Origin of the sequence: Pseudoalteromonas sp. NGC95 (genome assembly GCF_015864705.1) — a bacterium.
In the GTDB taxonomy this organism is placed as follows: Bacteria; Pseudomonadota; Gammaproteobacteria; order Enterobacterales; family Alteromonadaceae; genus Pseudoalteromonas; species Pseudoalteromonas arctica.
The window spans coordinates 351,807-372,375 of the sequence record NZ_JADYWR010000001.1 but is presented as its reverse complement, the minus strand read 5'-3'; the positions used below and the strand labels follow the sequence as shown (position 1 = coordinate 372,375).

The 20,569-nt window shown below is 39.5% G+C and carries 18 protein-coding genes; 13 read left to right on the top strand and 5 right to left on the bottom strand.

The window, feature by feature from the left end:
• Nucleotides 1-46: 46 nt before the first annotated feature.
• From I6E70_RS01695 to gorA, 3 genes are all read right to left on the bottom strand, one after another.
• A complete protein-coding gene (locus I6E70_RS01695; RefSeq protein ID WP_197173088.1) occupies nt 47-883 on the bottom strand; it encodes a mechanosensitive ion channel family protein in 837 nt (278 codons plus the stop codon).
• Between the two features lie 107 nt (nt 884-990).
• Entirely contained in the window at nt 991-1,623 is a 633-nt protein-coding gene (locus tag I6E70_RS01690; RefSeq protein WP_197187892.1) for a hypothetical protein, read from the bottom strand.
• A gap of 264 nt (nt 1,624-1,887) precedes the next feature.
• The gene (gene gorA / locus I6E70_RS01685) at nt 1,888-3,249 is read right to left on the bottom strand and encodes a glutathione-disulfide reductase (RefSeq protein ID WP_007586359.1); all 1,362 of its coding nucleotides are present in this window, start codon (nt 3,247-3,249) and stop codon (nt 1,888-1,890) included.
• Nucleotides 3,250-3,327: 78 nt separating this feature from the next.
• Here gorA and I6E70_RS01680 point away from each other — a divergent pair, with 78 nt between their 5' ends.
• From I6E70_RS01680 to I6E70_RS01620, 13 genes are all read left to right on the top strand, one after another.
• On the top strand, nt 3,328-4,002 hold the full coding sequence (locus I6E70_RS01680) for a DUF2461 domain-containing protein (RefSeq protein WP_007586365.1): 675 nt from the start codon (nt 3,328-3,330) through the stop codon (nt 4,000-4,002).
• Between the two features lie 86 nt (nt 4,003-4,088).
• Complete coding sequence (prlC, locus tag I6E70_RS01675; RefSeq protein WP_197187891.1) at nt 4,089-6,128, top strand: oligopeptidase A; 2,040 nt, start codon at nt 4,089-4,091, stop codon at nt 6,126-6,128.
• Between the two features lie 139 nt (nt 6,129-6,267).
• Nucleotides 6,268-7,446 (top strand): response regulator transcription factor, encoded by a 1,179-nt coding sequence (locus tag I6E70_RS01670; RefSeq protein ID WP_197187890.1) that lies wholly within the window; start codon nt 6,268-6,270, stop codon nt 7,444-7,446.
• A gap of 57 nt (nt 7,447-7,503) precedes the next feature.
• Nucleotides 7,504-8,259 (top strand): class I SAM-dependent methyltransferase, encoded by a 756-nt coding sequence (locus I6E70_RS01665; protein WP_010554084.1) that lies wholly within the window; start codon nt 7,504-7,506, stop codon nt 8,257-8,259.
• Between the two features lie 157 nt (nt 8,260-8,416).
• Nucleotides 8,417-9,142, top strand: coding sequence for a tRNA (cytosine(32)/uridine(32)-2'-O)-methyltransferase TrmJ (gene trmJ, locus I6E70_RS01660; protein ID WP_024589846.1), 726 nt, complete (start codon nt 8,417-8,419; stop codon nt 9,140-9,142).
• A 236-nt stretch (nt 9,143-9,378) separates the two neighbouring features.
• Nucleotides 9,379-9,870, top strand: coding sequence for a Fe-S cluster assembly transcriptional regulator IscR (gene iscR / locus I6E70_RS01655; protein WP_007586371.1), 492 nt, complete (start codon nt 9,379-9,381; stop codon nt 9,868-9,870).
• Nucleotides 9,871-9,894: 24 nt separating this feature from the next.
• Complete coding sequence (locus I6E70_RS01650; RefSeq protein ID WP_197152073.1) at nt 9,895-11,112, top strand: IscS subfamily cysteine desulfurase; 1,218 nt, start codon at nt 9,895-9,897, stop codon at nt 11,110-11,112.
• A 41-nt stretch (nt 11,113-11,153) separates the two neighbouring features.
• Complete coding sequence (iscU, locus tag I6E70_RS01645; protein ID WP_007377675.1) at nt 11,154-11,537, top strand: Fe-S cluster assembly scaffold IscU; 384 nt, start codon at nt 11,154-11,156, stop codon at nt 11,535-11,537.
• A 12-nt stretch (nt 11,538-11,549) separates the two neighbouring features.
• The gene (gene iscA / locus I6E70_RS01640) at nt 11,550-11,873 is read left to right on the top strand and encodes an iron-sulfur cluster assembly protein IscA (protein WP_007377674.1); all 324 of its coding nucleotides are present in this window, start codon (nt 11,550-11,552) and stop codon (nt 11,871-11,873) included.
• A gap of 82 nt (nt 11,874-11,955) precedes the next feature.
• Nucleotides 11,956-12,483 (top strand): co-chaperone HscB, encoded by a 528-nt coding sequence (gene hscB / locus I6E70_RS01635; protein ID WP_197187889.1) that lies wholly within the window; start codon nt 11,956-11,958, stop codon nt 12,481-12,483.
• Nucleotides 12,484-12,524: 41 nt separating this feature from the next.
• On the top strand, nt 12,525-14,387 hold the full coding sequence (gene hscA, locus I6E70_RS01630; RefSeq protein WP_197187888.1) for a Fe-S protein assembly chaperone HscA: 1,863 nt from the start codon (nt 12,525-12,527) through the stop codon (nt 14,385-14,387).
• Nucleotides 14,388-14,398: 11 nt separating this feature from the next.
• Complete coding sequence (gene fdx, locus I6E70_RS01625; protein ID WP_165735300.1) at nt 14,399-14,737, top strand: ISC system 2Fe-2S type ferredoxin; 339 nt, start codon at nt 14,399-14,401, stop codon at nt 14,735-14,737.
• A 248-nt stretch (nt 14,738-14,985) separates the two neighbouring features.
• On the top strand, nt 14,986-16,413 hold the full coding sequence (locus I6E70_RS01620; RefSeq protein WP_197187887.1) for an NAD-dependent succinate-semialdehyde dehydrogenase: 1,428 nt from the start codon (nt 14,986-14,988) through the stop codon (nt 16,411-16,413).
• A 290-nt stretch (nt 16,414-16,703) separates the two neighbouring features.
• Here I6E70_RS01620 and I6E70_RS01615 read toward each other — a convergent pair whose 3' ends face one another.
• Both I6E70_RS01615 and I6E70_RS20840 read right to left on the bottom strand, forming a co-directional pair.
• Nucleotides 16,704-18,365, bottom strand: a complete 1,662-nt coding sequence (locus tag I6E70_RS01615; RefSeq protein ID WP_197187886.1) for an HD-GYP domain-containing protein — start codon at nt 18,363-18,365, stop codon at nt 16,704-16,706.
• Nucleotides 18,337-20,556, bottom strand: a complete 2,220-nt coding sequence (locus I6E70_RS20840) for a CHASE2 domain-containing protein (protein ID WP_442960291.1) — start codon at nt 20,554-20,556, stop codon at nt 18,337-18,339. The genes I6E70_RS01615 and I6E70_RS20840 overlap by 29 nt, the downstream gene beginning before the upstream one ends.
• Nucleotides 20,557-20,569 lie beyond the last annotated feature (13 nt).

Genomic DNA, 20,569 nt, shown 5'->3' with positions numbered 1-20,569 from the left:
GAAGCGCGAAGTGAATTCGCGCTTTTTGTTTTAATGAAGGCGAGGTTTAGGCGTCTCCTTCATCCTCTTTATTTTTTTCAGCCTCTTTATACCATAATGCAAAAAAGCACTCTGTTAATTTATGCTCTATCTCAAGCGCTTTTTCTGTAGGACAAAACAAGGTAAAGCTTGCTTTAAATTCACCTAAATCGGTTGTACCAAAGTGAATTACTGGCTCCGGGCCAGATATTTTTGCATCAAGTTTGCGCTCAATCATCGAATTATAACGGCTTGCTACTTCTTGAAACTCTTCGCAATACAGCTTAGCTTGCTCAGTTAATGTGTCGTGAATAGGGTACGGATTAAAGCTCTCTCTTCGGACAATAATAAAATGATGTGTAACAAAGCGTTTTACAAAGTTTAAGTTTTTAATAGAGCTGGTAATCAGCTTATTATTAGGTATGTATATGGTTTTTCTAGAAAATTGATAAGTATGTATATCAATTTCATGCATGGTTGTTTTTATCCAATCCGTTTCAGCTACTTCACCAAAATAATCACCAACTTGTATCCAATCACCGACTCTAAACGGGCGGGTTGTTACGAGGTAAAAAAAGCCTATTACACACTGAATAAACTCACGCGTTGCAAGCACAATCGCCACAGCAAAAGCAGCAATAGAAAGTGCAAAGTTTTGAATTTCGGTAGACCACACAAATAGCAGCGATATCATCATTACAAAATTAATAAAATGCTTAATATTGTGTGCGATGTAACGAATGTCTTTTTCTTTTTTTTCTGCGCGGTTTTTAGCCAGCTTATCAACAAGTACTTTTAGTACAAATGCAATTGTGATCATTACAATTGAAAGAAGAAACGGATGCAGCAATATATCTTTAGTCATAATATCCAATTAAACGCGAGTTGATAAAAACAGGCTCAGTATATTGATTTATTAAACCAATTAGCAAATTTAGTGCAAAAAAAGTAACCAATAAAAATGGAGAAACGCTATTGAGTTACTTCATCAGTGCAATGTTTGTGATTTTTAGCCATTCTTGTTCGGCATATGAGTACAAGCTCAATGGCTGAAATAAAGATTAGAGTATAGCCAAGCGTTTCTATACCCTCTTCAACAATGTTTTTTACTGCACGTACGTAGTCATCGCCCATTACTGAATGCCAAAATGCGCCTTTGCCCATCATTCGCGAAAATGCGAGTAAAGTAACCATGCCTGATAAGCAAATTCCATAACTAGGAGTGTGGCTATAGGCTTTTAAAGAGTTAAAAATACTTCCTCTGTTTGTTATTAAATAAACAAACACGCCAGCTAAAATTGAATAGACGATACTTTGCCAAGCGCCATCAAAAAAGTATAAGTCGAGGTAGGTATCAAACTCTCTTACAAACATCATTGCCGATAACGCAGCAAGTAATACTGCCGGTATTTTGAGTTGAAAGTTAATTCGCGAAGCATAGAAAAACAAAATACAGCTTAAAAAAGTTAAAACATCTTGCATATGTTCAGTAAGAGTTTCTTCACTGTAAAGTGCATACTGTTTTAATTCAAAGCCTTCAAGTTGAATTAAATGAGCAACACCCGCTAGGCATAATAAATAAATAAAAGATCGCAGTAAAAACATAAATAACCAAGAGAAACTATAAATGCGCGAGATTCTAATTGTAAAAATGCCTTAAAGCCAAAACAAAATTTAAACTTTTAATATTTTTATTGGTCTAAAATTTTTTCTGTTAAAATAATGGCTTAGATATTTATTTAATGTTGAATGGATGTTTTTAATGTGACGTTTTAAGTAGTTTATTGTGCAAAATATAACAAGCATTAAAAAGCCCTTACTATTTACTTAGCAAGGGCTTTTTATAATTGAGAACTTAGAGTTTAGCGCCTAGCGCATCGTTACAAATTCTTCCGAGCCTGTCGGGTGAATCGCAACAACGGCATCAAAATCAGCTTTAGTTGCGCCCATTTTCATGGCAACGGCAAAACCTTGAATCATTTCATCAACCGCAAAACCAATACCATGTAGGCCAACTACTTTTTCGTCAGGGCCGGCACATACAAGTTTCATTTTACAAGGCTGGCGATGTTTAGTTACCGCTGTGTACATAGCCGTAAAACCAGATTGGTAAATTTTAACGTTTTCTTCGCCGTACTGAGAAATAGCTTCTTGCTCAGTCAAACCAATAGTACCAATAGGTGGATGACTAAATACAACAGTAGGGACTAAGCTGTAATCCATTTTTAAATCATCTGGTAGTTCTTTATTAAATAAACGCTCAGATAAAGTACGGCCTGCTTTTACTGCTACCGGTGTAAGTTCAATACCATTTTCGATGATATCGCCAACCGCGTATACATTTTTAGCTGTGGTATTTTGATACTCATCAACTTTTACAAAACCACTGCTGTTTACTTCTACGCCGGCTGCTGCAACGTTAATAGCATTGGTTGTTGGCTCGCGGCCAATGGCCCAAATAACTTGATCAACGTTATGAGTTTTGCCGTTATCTAAATGCAGTGTTACAGAGCCATCATCTTCTTTTACCAATTTATTTGGTACAGATTCTGTATGAAGAGTAGGGCCTTCGGCAGCCATTACTTCAACAAGCGTATCTACAATATATGGGTCAAAACTACGAAGTGGGGCATGCTTACGTACAAATAAATGTGTTTCAGTACCTAAACCATGTAATACACCAGCAAGCTCAACGGCTATGTAGCCTGCGCCAATAACTGCAACGCGCTTAGGTTGCTCTTTTAGCTCAAAGAAGCCATTTGAATCGATACCGTGTTCAGCACCTTCAATATGCGGAATGCTTGGGCGGCCGCCTACTGCAATTAATATATGATCGGCTGTGTAGTGCTCGCCGTTTACTTCAACTGTTTTATTATCTACAAATTTAGCAAAGCCTTTAATTACAGTAACGCCATTGCTAGCAAGGCCACTGTCATAACCTTTATGAATTCGGCCAATGTAGGCTTCACGGCTTTCTACTAGTTTGCTCCAATCAAAGCCTTTAACTTCAACATTAAAGCCGTAATCTGGGGCATATAAATTAATTGCTTCGGCAACCTGAGCACCGTGCCACATTACTTTTTTAGGTACACAGCCCACGTTTACACACGTGCCGCCCATGTGTTTTGCTTCTATAAGTGCTACTTTAGCGCCACGCATTGCCGCTCTATTTGCAGAGGCAATACCACCACTGCCACCACCGATTGCAATATAATCAAAGTGTTGTGTCATTTTATGTCCTTAGGCGTTGAGTTTTATGCGCATTAGCATAACATTAAGTTTTAAAAATAAAGAGTGTTTAGGTGACCTATGTTTAGTAAAAAAACATTCGAATTTCTTGCTCAGCTTGATAAAAACAATAATAGAGACTGGTTTAACGACCATAAATCACAGTATGAGGAATACGTAAGAGAGCCCGCTTTAGATTTCATTAGGCAAATGCAAGCACCACTTGCTGAGGTTTCTAGCCATTTTGTCGCATCAGATAAAAAAGTGGGCGGTAGTTTAATGAGAATCCATAAAGACGCGCGTTTTAGTAAAGATAAAACCCCGTATAAAATTAATGTAGGGATTCAATTTCGCCATTTTATGGGAAAAGACGTACATGCCCCGGGTTTTTACTTTCACTTAGCAAATGACGAATGTTTTGTAGGTGCTGGTATTTGGCGACCAGAATCAAAGGCGCTTAACGCAATTAGAACCTGCATAGATGAAAACCCAAATAGCTATAAAAAAGCAATTTATGATGAGCAATTTAAATCTATATTTGAAATGTCAGGAGAATCGCTAAAACGCCCGCCAAGAGGTTTTGAAAAAGAGCATCCCTTAATAGATGAGCTCAAACGAAAAGACTTTATAGCCATTAGCTCGCTTACTCAAAAACAAGTATGTAGCAATAATTTAGTTGATACGGTACTAGAACGTTATAAAGTGGCCGACTCATTAATGGGTTATTTGTGTTTTGCTCTGGAGCAACCTTATTAAAATTAAACAACTTAAAACCGGCTGAGTTGTTTTTTTACTTTTAGACCCAATTTAAAACGTAATGCATTAACGCAAAGAGAGTATTTATGAGCAACCCATTAATTGGCCTTGAAGGCTTACCACCATTTTCAAAAATAAAGCCTGAGTACGTAGTACCAGCACTAAAAGACGGTATCGAGCTTTGTCGTAAAGCCATTGATGACGTGTTAGCTAAAGGCTCGTATACGTGGGATGACTTAGTATTACCCCTTGAAGAAGCTGACGATAAATTATCGCGCATGTTCTCCCCTGTATCGCATTTAAATTCAGTAATGAATAACGACGAATTACGTGAAGCTTACGAGCAGTGCTTACCGTTAATATCTGAATATTCAACATTTGTAGGTCAGCACCAAGGTTTATACAACGCGTATAATACGCTTTATAACAGTGACGAATTTAAAACGCTGACTACAGCACAACAAAAAACAATTACTAATGCGCTACGCGATTTTAAATTATCGGGTATTGCTCTGGCGGCAGAGCAGCAAACACGCTACGGCGAAATTAGCGCGCGTTTATCAGAGCTTGCCTCAAAATTTGGTAACAACGTAATGGATGCCACACTTGCTTGGCACAAGCATATTACTGATGAAAGCGATTTAGCAGGCTTGCCAGAATCTGCTTTAGCACTTGCAGCTGATACAGCAAAAAGTAAAGAATTAGAGGGTTGGTTATTTACACTCGATTTTCCATCATATTTACCAATAATGGCTTACGCAGATAACCGCGAATTACGCAAAGAAACTTACACCGCGTTTTCTACGCGCGCATCAGATCAAGGCCCTAACGCCGGTGAGTTTGATAACTCTGACATTATGAGTGAGGAGCTTGCGCTTCGCCATGAACTTGCACAGTTACTAGGGTTTAACAGCTACGCTGAAAAGTCACTGGCAACTAAAATGGCCGAAACACCAGAACAAGTATTCTCATTTTTAGAAGACCTAGCAGCTAAATCAAAACCACAAGCAGAGCAAGAAGTGGCCGAGCTAAAAGCGTATGCTGAGCAAAAACACGGTATTTCTGAATTACAGGCATGGGATTTTGGTTACTACAGCGAAAAGCTTAAGCAAGAAAAGTATGCAATTTCAGACGAAGTACTACGTCCTTACTTCCCAGCAAATAAAGTGCTTAGCGGCTTATTCGAAACCGTTAATCGCCTATTTGGTATTAGCGTAAAAGAAGTTACTGACTTTGATACTTATCACAAAGATGTACGTTTTTTTGAAATTGTAGATAGTAGCAATACTCTACGCGGACGTTTTTATCTCGATTTATATGCACGCGACCACAAACGTGGCGGCGCGTGGATGGATGACTGTATGGGTCGTAAAGTACGCGCTAACGGCGAACTACAAACTCCAGTGGCTTATTTAGTGTGTAACTTTAATAAGGCGGTTGGCGATAAACCTGCGCTGTTTACTCATGACGAAGTAACAACCTTGTTCCACGAGTTTGGTCATGGTATTCATCACATGCTTACACAGGTTGATGCTGCTCCTGTTGCGGGTATTAATGGCGTGGCGTGGGATGCGGTAGAGCTTCCTAGTCAGTTTTTAGAAAATTGGTGTTATGACGAAGAAGCCCTGAGCTTTATTTCAGGTCATTATGAAACGGACGAGCCGTTACCTAAAGAGCTACTTGATAAGTTACTTGCTGCTAAAAACTATAACTCAGGCGTACAAATGCTACGTCAAATTGAGTTTTCGTTATTTGATTTTAAAATCCATAACGATTACAAAGTGGGTGAGCAATGCCAAATTCAAGCAGTACTAAACGATGTACGTAGCCGCACATCAATCGTTAAACCGCCTGAGTTTAACCGTTTTCAAAATGGTTTTAGCCATATTTTTGCCGGTGGTTATAGTGCAGGTTACTACTCGTATAAATGGGCTGAAGTACTTTCTGCTGATGCATTTTCTAAATTTGAAGAAGAAGGTATTTTTAACGCTGAAACAGGGCAAGCCTTCATGCAAAATATTTTAGAAAAAGGCGGCAGTGAAGAGCCAATGGAATTATTTAAAAAGTTCCGTGGTCGTGAGCCAAATGTCGACGCGTTACTACGCCATAGCGGTATTGCTGTTTAAAAATTAATATTTAGCACAAACCAAATTAAAGCGCCTTAATGGCGCTTTTTTATTATTTTAAAATTATTATCTAATAATTTTTAGTAATTTCATCCTACCGTACTATGCTTTTAGCACACCTAATAAAATGGACTAAGGCATGGCAAAGTTGGTATTGGCAATTGATGACGACAAGTATGTTCATCATATAATTGAAGAGTCTTTAGCAGGGTTTTGTAAAATACTTCATGCAAAAGATGGCGATGAAGGATTAAGGCTAACCAATAAATACAACCCAGATATTATTTTACTCGATATTGAAATGCCAGGTATGTCAGGTTATGACGTATGTAAAACAATAAAGCAAAGTCAAAATACTCAGGATATTCCCGTTATGTTTCTCTCATCTAAAATAGAGCTAAGCGATCGGGTAAAAGGTTATAGCGTCGGCGCATCTGATTACATTACAAAACCTTTTAATGCAGAAGAGTTAATAGCGCGAATAAAGGTACTTTACGAATATAGGCAAAAATGCGCAAAACTAAAATTGGATATAGTAAAAGCGAATAAAACAGCTGAAATAGCAATGACAGAGTCAGGCGATATGGGGCGTATAATGCGCTACGTTGGACAAAGTTATCACGCTAATAACTTTCAATCGTTGAGTGAATACTTTTTTACCTTTTTTGCTCCTTTAAATTTAGATGTTGTGGTGGTGTTTTGGTATCAAGGAAAAGGTATTTTTTACAGCCAGCAAAGTGGTGTTTGCCCGTTAGAGCAAGAGCTGCTTGAGCAACATCGAAATGCTCAACGATTTGTTGATATTGGTAGCAGCACTATCATTAATTACCCCAAAGTGTCCCTTTTGATAAAAAATATGCCAGTTGATAATGATGCTTTGTATGGGCGCTACAAAGATCTGTTCCCGCATATATTAGAAGTAACCAACGAGAAGGTTGTTACCATGGAAAGAAGCGAAAGCAGTTATGAGCAGGCAGCTCAAATAAGTACAGCCCTTCAAGATATTGTTAAGCAGTTAACTACTCAAAATGTAGAGCAAAACAAAAGTACTAAAGAGTTTATAGAGCAGCTACATGAACTTGACTGCGCTATTAAGCTACAACAAACACAAGCAAATCCTGCGGATCTCACTTTATATATATCTCAATTGGATCAAACAATGCAGTTATTTGTATCGGCTAATAGTGATTTAGCCTTTATCAAATATCAGCTTAAACAAGTTGCCGAAAGCCGCAATGAACTTATATCTAATTTACGTACTAAAGCGGAAGCCGCAAAGGTCAATACGAATCATCATAGTGATATAGAGCTATTTTAGTGCTTTAAAGTAAAGCGGTTGATATACTACAGGCGTATTTTATCGTCGGAGTTTATTGTGGTTATTCAGTGTGCTTTTAAAGAGTTACGCCCTTATTTAAATGAATTAGAAACACGCTTTGGTTTAGCCCAATGGGCGCAAAATTGCAGTGGCTTTAGCTTACATTACGATGATAAAGGGTTAAGTCTATTTAAAACCGACGAGCCTAAACTAGGTGCAATTAACGTTGATTTTGTAACCGGTGCTGCCGCCCATAGGCGTAAGTTTGGCGGTGGTAAAGGGCAAGCAATTGCCAAAGCAGTGGGTTTAAATAAAGGCGCAACGCCTGTTGTACTTGATGCTACCGCTGGTTTAGGGCGAGATGGTTTTGTACTTGCCTCGCTAGGGTGCAAAGTTATATTACATGAACGTCACCCGGTTGTAGCTGCACTTTTATACGATGGTTTAAAGCGAGCCTATAGCGATATTGAAATTGGTTTGTGGATGAAAGAAAACATGAGCCTAATATTTGGCTCAAGCCATACTTTGCTCTCTCAATGCGAAAGCATGCCTGATGTTGTTTATTTAGATCCCATGTTCCCGCATCGCGAAAAATCAGCATTAGTTAAAAAAGAAATGCGCGTATTCCAAGAGCTTGTTGGTGCAGACAACGACGCTGACGACCTACTTGATTTTGCCTATCCACTTGCCAGTAAGCGTGTTGTTGTAAAGCGCCCCGATTACGCTCCATTCTTAAACGAAAAAACTCCAAGTATGCAGATCAAAACCAAAAAGAACCGTTTTGATGTCTATGTAAAAGCGGCAATGGTTTAAGCATCAAAACAAATCGGCGTTATATCCCTAGAACTTATCCATGTAAGAATCGTTATATTGGGTTTGATCATAGGATCTAGCCTTTTGAATCTAGGATCTTATTACATTTTCATGTTAGAATTTGCGCAATTTTTTGGCATAGCAAAGTAGCACAGTAATGATCTTAGATGATATTCGCATTGTTTTAGTTAACACGTCACATTCGGGCAATATTGGTTCGGCGGCTCGCGCCATGAAAACCATGGGTTTATCAAAACTTTATTTAGTTGATCCTGCTTGCGAAATAGACAGCCAAGCAAGTGCATTAGCTGCAGGCGCAACTGATGTTTTAGGCAATGCAGTTATTGTAGGTACCGTTGAAGAAGCTATCGCTGACTGTACATTAACGATTGGCACAAGTGCGCGTTCTCGTACGCTTTCGTGGCCAATGGTTGAACCACGTGAATGTGGTGAAAAGCTCGTTGCTGAAGCCGTAAATGGTCCTGTAGCGCTAGTATTTGGTCGTGAAAACAGTGGTTTAACTAATGAAGAATTACAGCTTTGTAATTACCATGTGTGTATTCCTGCTAATCCAGAGTACAGCTCGCTTAATTTAGCTATGGCCGTACAAACACTTAGCTACGAAACTCGCATGGCATTTTTAAATCAACAACCTAAAAAGGTTGAAGAAGACGATGCAGTTTACCCAAGCTCAAAGCAAACAGAGCTGTTTTATGATCACCTTGAAGACACGTTGTTTAAAACAGGTTTTATCATCAAGCAACACCCTGGTTTAGTTATGACTAAATTGCGCCGTTTGTTTAACCGAGCTCACCCTGAAGATGCTGAAATGAATATTTTACGCGGTATTCTCACCTCAATTAATAAGGCTATCCCTAAGTAACTTAGGTATAGCTATTAGTTATAAAAGACCTAGACTAATTAACGTGCTAATACTTGACTAAATTACTCAGGTAATTACAATGGCTGTAATACTTGACCAAAGAGGTCAAGTATTGAAAATTTGTTAACTCTACAATTTAAAAGTAAGAGTTTCTAAATCAAATTTTTATCAAGTGATAATACTTGACTAATTTACTCTGGTAATTAAAATTTGCACTCTTTTGTGCAGGGGGCGTTATGAAGTTAACATCAAAAGGCAGATATGCCGTTACAGCTATGCTGGATGTTGCACTACACACAGGTGTAGGTCCTGTAGCCCTTGCTGATATTTCACAAAGACAAGAAATTTCTTTGTCTTACCTTGAACAATTATTTGCTCGTTTACGTAAAAATGGCCTAGTAAGTTCTGTTCGTGGACCTGGTGGTGGTTATTTACTAGGGCGTGAAGCGAGCGTTATCTCTGTTGGCGATATTATTAGCGCCGTAGACGAATCGGTCGATGCAACACGTTGCCAAGGTGCCGATACCGGCTGTCAGAGTGGTATGCGTTGTTTAACACATAATTTGTGGTCAGACCTAAGCGCACGCATAGAAGAATTTTTGAATAATATTACCCTTGCTGAATTGGTGGAAAAATCAGATGTGAAAGAAATAGCATCGCGCCAAGATAACAGTATTAATAATGCAATTAAGCAGTTGGAAAACATTCAAGTAAGCTGTCAACTTTAAGGTTGACCTGCAGCGGAGAGAGAAATGAAGTTACCGATTTATTTAGATTACGCAGCGACCACGCCTGTTGACGAACGTGTTGCTAAAGAAATGATGCAATGCCTGACAATGGACGGTAAGTTTGGTAATCCTGCGTCACGCTCACACCGTTTTGGTTGGCAAGCAGAAGAAGCTGTTGACCAAGCACGTACAGATATTGCTGATTTAATTAATGCAGACCCACGTGAAATTGTTTTCACATCGGGTGCAACAGAATCAAATAACCTTGCTATTAAAGGTGCAGCACAGTTTTACAAGAAAAAAGGTAAGCACGTTATTACCGCTAAAACTGAGCATAAAGCAGTAATCGACACATGTCGTGAGCTTGAGCGCCAAGGTTTTGAAGTAACTTACATGGACGTTGAAGAAAACGGCCTACTTGATTTAAAAAAACTTGCCGACACAATGCGTGACGACACAGTACTTGTAAGCATTATGCACGTTAATAACGAGCTAGGTGTAATTCAAGATATCGCGACTATTGGCGAAATGTGTCGCGAACGTAAAATTATGTTCCACGTAGATGCAGCGCAAAGCGCGGGTAAAGTACTAATCGACGTGCAACAGCTTAAAGTTGATTTTATGTCGTTCTCTGCACATAAAGTGTATGGCCCTAAAGGTGTTGGTGCACTTTACGTTCGTCGTAAACCACGTGCTCGCCTTGAAGCGCAAATGCACGGTGGCGGACATGAACGCGGTATGCGCTCTGGTACACTAGCTACTCACCAATTAGTGGGTATGGGTACAGCGTTTAAAATTGCTAAGCAAGATTTCGAAAAAGATCACGCACACATCAGCGCCTTACGTAATCGTTTAATCGACGGCATTATGGCTGATATGGACGAAGTATACTTTAACGGCACGCAAGACCAATCAGTACCTGGCATTGTAAACATCAGCTTTAACTTTGTTGAAGGTGAGTCGTTACTTATGGCAGTAAAAGACATTGCAGTATCGTCAGGTTCAGCCTGTACATCTGCAAGCTTAGAGCCTTCTTATGTATTACGTGCACTTGGCCGTAACGACGAATTAGCACATAGCTCAATTCGTTTTAGTATTGGTCGCTTTACTACCGAAGAAGAGATTGATTACACCGTCGAATTAATGAAAAACTCTATCGGTCGCCTACGTGAGATGTCTCCACTTTGGGAGATGCATCAAGAAGGTATTGATTTAGATTCAGTTGAATGGGCTCACCACTAATAGTGTGAGCACATACCCTAGCAGGTAATGAGGATAGAATAATGGCTTATAGTGATAAAGTAATCGACCACGTAGAAAACCCACGTAACGTAGGTACTCTAGATAAGAATGATCCGTCAGTGGCAACGGGTATGGTAGGCGCACCAGCATGTGGTGACGTAATGAAATTGCAAATTAAAGTATCTGCCGAAGGCGTTATTGAAGATGCAAAATTCAAAACCTACGGTTGTGGTAGCGCAATTGCTTCATCTTCACTTGTAACAGAGTGGGTTAAAGGCAAAACGCTAGACGAAGCAGCGACAATTAAAAACACTGATATCAGTGCAGAGCTTGAATTACCACCAGTGAAAATTCACTGTTCAATTTTAGCCGAAGACGCAATTCAAGCAGCAATTGCAGACTACAAAAGCAAACAAGCGAAGTAAGAAGAGAAACTCATGGCAGTGACATTGACAGATGCGGCAGCAAACCGCGTACAATCATTTTTAGCAAACCGCGGTAAAGGTTTAGGCCTGCGCGTTGGCATTAAAACGACGGGCTGTTCAGGTCTTGCTTATGTACTTGAGTTTGTTGACGATTTAAACGAAGACGATGAAACTTTTGCGGCTAAAGGTGTAACATTAATTGTTGACGCTAAAAGCTTAGTTTACATCGATGGCACAGAGCTCGACTACACTAAAGAAGGCTTAAATGAAGGGTTTAAATTTAGAAACCCTAATCAAGCAGATGAGTGTGGTTGTGGCGAAAGCTTTACCGTTTAAGCTTAAAATATCTTTGTAGTATAAATAAGCCCTGCCAGTTAATGTAGGGCTTTGTTATTTCTGAATATTATTGGTTGAAGTTATGCGTTACTTTGAATTATTTGCAGTCCCCGTTGATTACAATATTGATTTAGCAACGGTTAACAAGCACTACTTGGAATTACAGCGTACTGTACATCCAGATCGCCACGCGAATGCGAGCAGCCGCGATAAGTTAATGGCAGTGCAAAGCGCCGCCGAAATTAACGATGCGCTACAAACATTAAAGCACCCAGTAAAACGTGCTGAATATATGCTGAGCGAGCTAGGCGTTGATATTCGTGCAGAGCAGCAAACCTTGCAAGATCCAATGTTTTTAATGCAGCAAATGGAACTTCGCGAAGAGCTTGAAGAGCTAACATCGTCGCGCGATCCTGATACTGCGATTGTAAATTTTGAAAAACAAATTAAGCAACTAAACACGCAGTACAGTGCACAGCTTGCCGAGCAACTAGCAAGTAACGATGAGCAGCAATATCAACTTGCCGCAGATAATATTCGTAAACTGAAGTTTGTTTATAAGTTACGTGACGAACTAGAGCGTATTGAAGACAGTTTATTTGACGATTAATTACTTGCTGCAAAGCGAGCAACACGAGTTTAAAGAGCATTATGGCATTATTGCAAATTGCTGAGCCGGGGCAGAGCGCGGCACCACACGAACATAAACTAGCTATTGGTATTGATCTTGGTACAACTAACTCATTAGTTGCAACAGTACAAAGTGGCGAAGCCCGCACGTTAACTGATGATCTTGGCGCGGCTATGTTACCGTCGGTTGTTCGTTATCAAGCAGGCGGTATTACTGTTGGCGCAGAAGCTGCACAAGCAGCAACGCAAGACCCTGCTAATACACTTATTTCGGTTAAGCGTTTTTTAGGTAAAACTCAGGCTGAAATAGAGCAAAGTTATGGGCAACTACCGTATGAGTTCTGTGAGCACAATGGTGCGCTAGCAATAGAAACTGCGGCAGGTAAAATCAGTCCAATTAAAGCATCAAGCCATATTTTAGCTGCATTAAAAGCACGAGCTGAGCAAAGTTTTGGCAACCAAGACATTTTAGGGGCTGTAATCACAGTACCAGCGTACTTTGATGACGCACAGCGCCAAAGTACTAAAGATGCCGCAGAACTTGCTGGTATTAACGTACTACGTTTATTAAATGAGCCAACAGCAGCAGCGGTTGCTTATGGTTTAGATTCTGGCCAAGAAGGTATTATTGCTGTTTACGATTTAGGCGGTGGTACATTTGATATATCAGTACTTAGATTACACCAAGGTGTGTTTGAAGTAATGGCAACTGGTGGCGACTCAAGTCTCGGTGGTGATGACTTTGACTCACTACTTGTCGATTACTTTAAGCAGCAAACTGGTGTGTCAGCGTTGTCACCTTCAGTTTTACGTTTATTCATTAATAAAGCAAAAGCGTGTAAAGAAGCATTAAGCCAATACGCTAAAGTAAACGTGGGTCTTGAGTTTGACGATCAAAAATACACAGTAGAAGTAACACGCGAAACGTTTGACGAAATGGCTATGCCTCTCGTTAAAAAAACACTGCGTTCGTGTCGTCGTGCTGTAAAAGATGCTGGCATAGAAAACGACGAAGTACTGCAAGTTATTATGGTTGGCGGTTCAACCCGTATGCCACTGGTACGTAGCCAAGTACAAAGCTTTTTTGATAAAGAGCCGCTAACTTCAATCGACCCTGATCGTGTTGTCGCTTTAGGTGCTGCGCTTCAAGCCGACGTGTTAATTGGCAATAAGCCCGATTCTGACATGTTATTGCTTGATGTATTACCGTTATCGCTAGGTCTTGAAACTATGGGTGGTTTGGTTGAAAAAATCATTCCGCGCAATACGACGATTCCGGTAGCACGCGCGCAAGAATTTACGACGTTTAAAGACGGCCAAACAGCCATGTCATTACATGTGCTGCAAGGCGAGCGTGAGCTTGTTGATGATTGTCGTTCGCTTGCTAAGTTTAGCTTAAAAGGTATTCCACCAATGGCGGCAGGCGCTGCGCATATTCGTGTAACCTTTAAAGTTGATGCTGATGGCCTATTAAGTGTTTCAGCTATGGAAAAATCAACAGGTGTACAAGCTGAGATTCAGGTTAAGCCTTCGTTTGGTTTATCTGACGACCAAGTAGCTAACATGCTAAAAGAGTCAATGAGCAACGCTAAAGGCGACATGCAAGCACGTATGCTTAAAGAGCAACAAGTAGAAGCGTTACGCGTAATAGAAGCGCTTAATGCATCACTTGCAGCCGATGCTGCATTACTTGACGATATGCAACTTGCTAACTTACGCGCTGAAATTGCAGAACTGGTAAAAGTGCGCGAAAATGCACAAGAGCCTGGCGAAATTAAAGCAGCTATCGAAAAAGTCGATAATGCGAGTAGCGACTTTGCATCGCGTAGAATGGATGCATCAATTAAAAAGGCCCTTACAGGGCAGTCAGTAGACAACATTTAAGAGAGATTAGAATGCCACAAATTGTTTTTCTTCCACATCCTGAATTATGTCCTGACGGCGCTGCAATTGAAGCTCCTGCAGGCCAAACAGTACTCGACGCTGCACTTAAAAATGGCATTAGTATTGCACATGCCTGCGAAAAGTCGTGTGCATGTACTACGTGTCATTTAGTGATTCGTGAAGGATTTGATTCACTACAAGAAAGTGATGAGCTAGAAGATGACATGCTAGATAAAGCATGGGGTTTAGAACCTGAGTCACGCCTTGGTTGCCAAGCAATTATAAGAGATGAAGACTTGGTGGTTGAAATACCTAAGTACAATCTCAATATCGTTAATGAAGAGCACTAGTTTTTAACGATGTATATATTAAAAGCCGCTGTTTGATACAGCGGCTTTTTTGTTTCAAAAAAGCATTTATAAACACGTAGCAGCGACTTTATGTCGCGTTTTTAAATCTCAAACGTTTTAAGTTAAATTTTTCTAATCTCAAACTTGAACATCAAAATGATCACGTATTTTTCAGATTATATAAACGCGGGGTAAACCCGCTGCTACGAGTTCAACCCAATCCCTAAAATCTATTTCGGAGGTTTATTTTGAGTAATCTTATTTTCTCAGACTCATTTATTAACGGCGAATTTTATAAAACTGATACGCACTTTAGCGTTAACGATCCCGCGACCGAAAAAAGTATTGTTGATGTAAGCGATATTGACGAGCAGGGTGTAAATAGCGCAATAACCGCAGCTCAAGGGGCTTTTGTTAAGTTAAAAGCGACGAATGCCACCGAGCGAAGCGAAACCTTGATGCGCTGGTATGAGCTAGTAATAAAGCACAAGCAAACACTTGCAGAGCTAATGACCAAAGAGCAAGGCAAGCCGCTCAAAGAATCTCTTGGTGAGATTAATTACGGTGCAGGTTTTATCAAATGGTTTGCAGAAGAAGCCAAACGTAGTTACGGAGATGTAATTCCGCCAACAGATGACTCGCATCGTTTAACCAGCTTTAAGCAGCCTGTCGGTGTTGTAGCTGGTATAACGCCGTGGAACTTCCCTATTGCTATGGTTACTCGTAAAGTAGCTCCAGCTTACGCTGCGGGCTGTAGCTTTATACTTAAACCTTCTGAACATACGCCACTATGCGCTATCGCACTTGCTTATTTGGCCGATCAAGCTGGTTTTGTTAAAGGTGCATTTAATGTACTGGTTTCTCAAGATGCCAAAACAGTAGGTAAAATGCTGACTGACTCAGAAGTCGTGCGTAAGTTTACATTTACCGGTTCTACCGGTGTAGGTAAGCAGTTGCTATCGCAATGTGCTGACACAATTAAACGCACCTCGATGGAGCTTGGCGGTAATGCACCTTTTATTATTTTTGATAATGCCGACTTAGATGAAGCTGTTGAAGGGCTAATGGCGGCTAAATTTAGAAACAGTGGACAGGCATGTGTTGCTGCAAACCGTATCTTTATACAGCGTAATATTCTCGACAAAGTACTGTCAAAAATCACGCCAAAGGTTGCAGCGCTAAAAGTGGCAAATGGTTTTGAAGACGATGTTGATATTGGCCCACTCATTTACCCTAAAGCCAAAGAGAAAGTACAGCAGTTAGTACAAGACGCACTCGATAAAGGTGCGACGTTGATTGGCGATAATAGCGACTTAGGTGGCAGCTTTCAAAACCCATTAATAGTAAACAACGTAACTACTGACATGGATATTTACCACGAAGAAGTATTTGGTCCGGTATTGACGGTTATTCCTTTTGATGAAGAAAGTGAAGTGCTTGCACTTGCTAACGATGTACCATTTGGCCTAGCAGCATATTTTTACAGCCAAAACATTAAGCAAGTCTACCGAGTTAGTGAAGGGCTTGAATTTGGTATGGTAGGTGTAAACGAAGGTGTAATATCAAACCCAGTAGCGCCATTTGGTGGTGTTAAGCAATCTGGTTTAGGCCGAGAAGGCGGTCATCAAGGGCTTGATGAGTACTTAGAAGAAAAGTACGTGTGTATTAAAATATAACGCCCGTTAAGTTTATGAGCGCGAATTTACTTCGCGCTTTTTTTATGACGTTAATATGGCAGATATATGAACTTTATCTTTTACTGTTGCTACACAAAGCACTAAATGCTACCTTTGGGCACATATTTTTTGTTAATAAAACAATACAAAAAAACAAATAAAAAGTAAAAGTATTTCTATAAGTAGAAATAACCCCGTGTGTAAATGCCACCGTCAGGTGGCATTTTTTTGTTTGAATAGTCATAGACTGTAATAAGCACATTTTGAATAAAGATATTACTTTATAAGTGCTAACTTATAGGTGTATAACCAGGTAAGTTATCAAAATCTACCTCATCTAGCTGCTCTGGGTTAGCATATTCGTTGATATAATTTTTATAGACTTCTGACTCAATAAAAATAGCAAAAATATCAGGATCAAGGTGATTATTACTAACCATGTTCCCTAGAATATTCAAACATTCACTTACCGGTTTTGCTTTTTTATAGGGCCTGTCTACGGCAGAGAGTGCTTCAAAAATATCCGTAATAGCCATTAACCTTGCAGGCACCGACATTTGTTCTTTGGTTAAACCTCTTGGGTAACCAGTACCGTCAAGTTTTTCATGATGACCTAATGCATATTCAGCTACATTACTAAGATGTTTAGGGAACGGCAAAATATCTAATATATTTTTAGTTATATCCATATGGCGTTTCATGATTTCGCGCTCACCTTGGGTAAGTGTGCCGCGTCGTATCATGAGGTTTTCTACTTCATCATCAGTCAGTAGAGATGTTTCTTCGCCGTTTATTTTAAGCGAATACTGTTTTGATATTCTCAGTATATGGGCTTGTTCTTCTTCGCCCAAAAACTCACCGCCAATATTTACCCGCTGTAATAATGCACGGTCGAGTGCTAGTTGTTTAAGCTCAGTTTCAAGCAATCGTTCAAATTGTAAAACCTCAACCGACTTGTTCTGTTTTATTGCTGCAATAATTTGCTGCTGATAAGAGAGTTCTAAATCTCGACTAATTATTTCAAACTTAGCATCAATAAACTCTATGCGATCGAAAATAGTCTCTAACTTGGTCGACTTTTCCATAATATGATCAGGAGTAGCAATTTTCCCACAGTCATGTAGCCATCCTGCAACACTTAGTTCATGGCGATCCTCTGGGCTCATTATAAAATCTGCTAGTGGACCTTTATCTATTTTATGCACTGCATCAGCAAGCATTAACGTCAGTGCTGGTACCCGCTTACAGTGGCCGCCCGTGTGAGGAGACTTTTCATCTATTGCCATTGCGATAGCTTCGGCAAACGTTGAAAAAAGCACTTCCATATCTTTAACTAAAGTAGAGTTAGTTAGTGAAATAGCGCCTAAAGAGGCAAAAGATCGAATTAGAGTGACGAGCTCTTCACTAAAAGGAATGTTTTTATTTTGCGCATCTTTTACATTTATAAGCTGGATTACACCAATAATGTCATCTTCATGATCTTTTAAAGGAATTGTTAGCATGGACTCAGAACGATAACCCGTGCGAGCATCCATTTTGCGTGCAGCGCTCATATCAAAAGGCAAGGCATCATACACGTCAGGAATATTTATTACTTCCCCTGTATTAACAGAATGCGCAACAATAGCGGTGTCATTTGGTTTGCCATCAATAAAAAGATCTATATTAGGAAAATCAACAGGACCACCTAATGTGCCGCCTAAATAAAGGTTCAATGATTTGTTTATTACTGTTTCAAACTTGAGTTGTTTGTTTGATGTAATAGAGTAAATGCTGCCAGCATCAGAATTTGCTATCGACATTACAACTTGCAGTATTTCATCAAGTAACTTAGACGAGTTTTTTTCGGTTGTTAGTCTAATGCTAATATCGATAAAGTGTTGAAGATTTGTTTTGTCTTTAATGTGCTGTCGCATATGTTTACTACTTTTGAGTATGTTTGAAGGCACCATTCCAATCCTTAGCTAGTGTTTGCAAATCAGAGCCCTTAATACGTTCAATAAAAATGGCATAAATGTTGGGGCTAAATACGGTTGTACTGTGTAGTTCTTTAAATAAGCTAAGTGCTTGTGGCCAGTTTTTATTATAAAAAAGCGTCATGGCCTGCTGCGACTTTTTAACTTCATTTAACTGCTCTTCATTGAGCTTATCTGTAAAGTTTATAGGTTCAAACAACTGTACAGCAGCTGTTTTACCAACAACTTGCACTTTATCTATTAAACGAAATGAAATATTAGGGCATTCCTTCATCGTTTCTTCTGTAACAAGAATAGCTACGCCATAAAATTTGGTCAAGCTTTCTACTCTAGCACCTAAATTAACAGCATCACCAAGAACTGTATAGGCTTTACGGTAAACCGAACCCATATCACCTACATTCATGTCGCCAGTACTTAAACCGATACCTATTTTTATGGCAGGCTGGTTGTTTTCTGCAAATAACTGATTTATTTGCGTTAACCCGTTGATCATAGACATTGCGGCTTCAACACCATGACGAGCGTGGTTTTCATCTTTTAGTGGAGCATTCCAAAATGCCATCACCATATCGCCTACGTACTTATCAATAGTTCCGTGATGATCAAATATGATTTTGGTAATAGCCGTAAGATATTCGTTTAAATATTCACTTAACTGATGAGGCGACATACTTTCTGATAGTGAAGTGAAACTACGAATGTCGGCAAACAACACCGTCATATTTTTTCGCTCACTTTTTTGAGATAAACTTTTACCTTGCAGTATCATTTGGTTTATACGCTCAGGAGGAACATATTGGTCAAACATAGATTTTATTTTTCGGCTGTGTTTCATTTCAGCGATAGAGCCTACAATGATGTAATAACCGGCTAATATAATGATAAGTAAAAGAGGCATTAATAAAGGTAAACTAATTTTTTGTACTGACCATAAATAAACGTTTAAAAATATAACGACACTTGTGACTGTAAGAGACAAAACAATAATAAAACGTGCGCTCTTAGCGTGGCTAAAAAACGACAGTACGCAACCGGTCAATGCAATGATGAGTAAGCTTGCTCCCTGTGACCAATTAGGTTTAGAGGGAAGTAGCTCTGGGTGCATTAACCCTTCAAATATATTGGCATGAACCTCCACACCGGGGTACTGCAAACCAACAGGTGTTGACCTTAAATCAGCAAGCCCTACGGCGGAAGTACCAATAAAGGCTACTGTGCCTTCTAATTCCTCTAAACCAATTTTTTTTGTCAAAATATCGGTAGCCGAATAATAGGGAAAGCTATGCGCACGCCCTTTGTAAGGAATTAATATTTGCCCATACTCATCAGTTTGAATCCACTTATCTTGAAACTTTATACCTTCGAATAAGGTTATACCATCTAACCTATTGGAACGGGTTTCTATGTTTTCAGCAAGGGTATAAAGTCGAGCAACTTCAAGTGCTAAAGAAGGATAAAGCTTATCGCCAACTCGATTTATAAGAGCTGCTTTACGTATAAAACCATCTTCGTCAATATGTGCATTAATAAAGCCGGTGCCCGTTGCAGCATTTTGTAACTGTGGAATATTTACAATAGCACCAGGAAACTGGTTTATTTGTGAATTAGTGTGCTCTTCGCTTGCCCATACAACACTGTTTTTAGCTGGCAAGTTTTGATTAGTCAGTTGTTCATCAATTAATAAAAAACCAAGAACAGTATCATTTTTAGATAATGCGCTTGCTAGTTTTGTGTCTGCATCGACTTGTTTAGTAATTTCAGCAAAGGGGATGGTGTACTTTTTTGATAAACCAGGAATTTCAGACATAATTTTTGTAACAGGGTTTTCTTCCTGTTCAGAAAAAAATATATCGAATGCAATAACAATAACACCTGCATCGCTAAGCTTTGTAACAAGGTCTGCTACTTTTGAGCGACTCCAAGGAAAGCGTCCTTGTTCTTGCATGCTCCTTTCGTCGATATCAATTATTACAACGGTTTCATCAATACGCCTAGGCGTCTCTGAAAGTGTTAGTAACAACCGAGAGTCGTATATTATACCTTCTACGCGGTTCACTAACTTTGCGAGCGACCCAGTTGAAAATAGCTCTATTGATGCAATTAATAATGTAATAACAGCGCCAATGAAAAAGTGCTTTGAAGTAATTGGTTTTAAGGAGCTAATGAGTAACGCTCCT

Bases quoted from the DNA above. Each gene is read 5' to 3' on its own strand.
- hscB (WP_197187889.1), top strand. From the start codon at position 11,956: ATGCGTTACTTTGAATTATTTGCAGTCCCCGTTGATTACAATATTGAT.
- fdx (WP_165735300.1), top strand. From the start codon at position 14,399: ATGCCACAAATTGTTTTTCTTCCACATCCTGAATTATGTCCTGACGGC.
- trmJ (WP_024589846.1), top strand. From the start codon at position 8,417: ATGATCTTAGATGATATTCGCATTGTTTTAGTTAACACGTCACATTCG.
- iscU (WP_007377675.1), top strand. From the start codon at position 11,154: ATGGCTTATAGTGATAAAGTAATCGACCACGTAGAAAACCCACGTAAC.
- iscR (WP_007586371.1), top strand. From the start codon at position 9,379: ATGAAGTTAACATCAAAAGGCAGATATGCCGTTACAGCTATGCTGGAT.
- I6E70_RS01650 (WP_197152073.1), top strand. From the start codon at position 9,895: ATGAAGTTACCGATTTATTTAGATTACGCAGCGACCACGCCTGTTGAC.
- I6E70_RS01670 (WP_197187890.1), top strand. From the start codon at position 6,268: ATGGCAAAGTTGGTATTGGCAATTGATGACGACAAGTATGTTCATCAT.
- hscA (WP_197187888.1), top strand. From the start codon at position 12,525: ATGGCATTATTGCAAATTGCTGAGCCGGGGCAGAGCGCGGCACCACAC.
- gorA (WP_007586359.1), bottom strand. From the start codon at position 3,249: ATGACACAACACTTTGATTATATTGCAATCGGTGGTGGCAGTGGTGGT.
- I6E70_RS01615 (WP_197187886.1), bottom strand. From the start codon at position 18,365: ATGGTGCCTTCAAACATACTCAAAAGTAGTAAACATATGCGACAGCAC.
- I6E70_RS01680 (WP_007586365.1), top strand. From the start codon at position 3,328: ATGTTTAGTAAAAAAACATTCGAATTTCTTGCTCAGCTTGATAAAAAC.
- I6E70_RS01690 (WP_197187892.1), bottom strand. From the start codon at position 1,623: ATGTTTTTACTGCGATCTTTTATTTATTTATTATGCCTAGCGGGTGTT.
- I6E70_RS01695 (WP_197173088.1), bottom strand. From the start codon at position 883: ATGACTAAAGATATATTGCTGCATCCGTTTCTTCTTTCAATTGTAATG.
- iscA (WP_007377674.1), top strand. From the start codon at position 11,550: ATGGCAGTGACATTGACAGATGCGGCAGCAAACCGCGTACAATCATTT.
- prlC (WP_197187891.1), top strand. From the start codon at position 4,089: ATGAGCAACCCATTAATTGGCCTTGAAGGCTTACCACCATTTTCAAAA.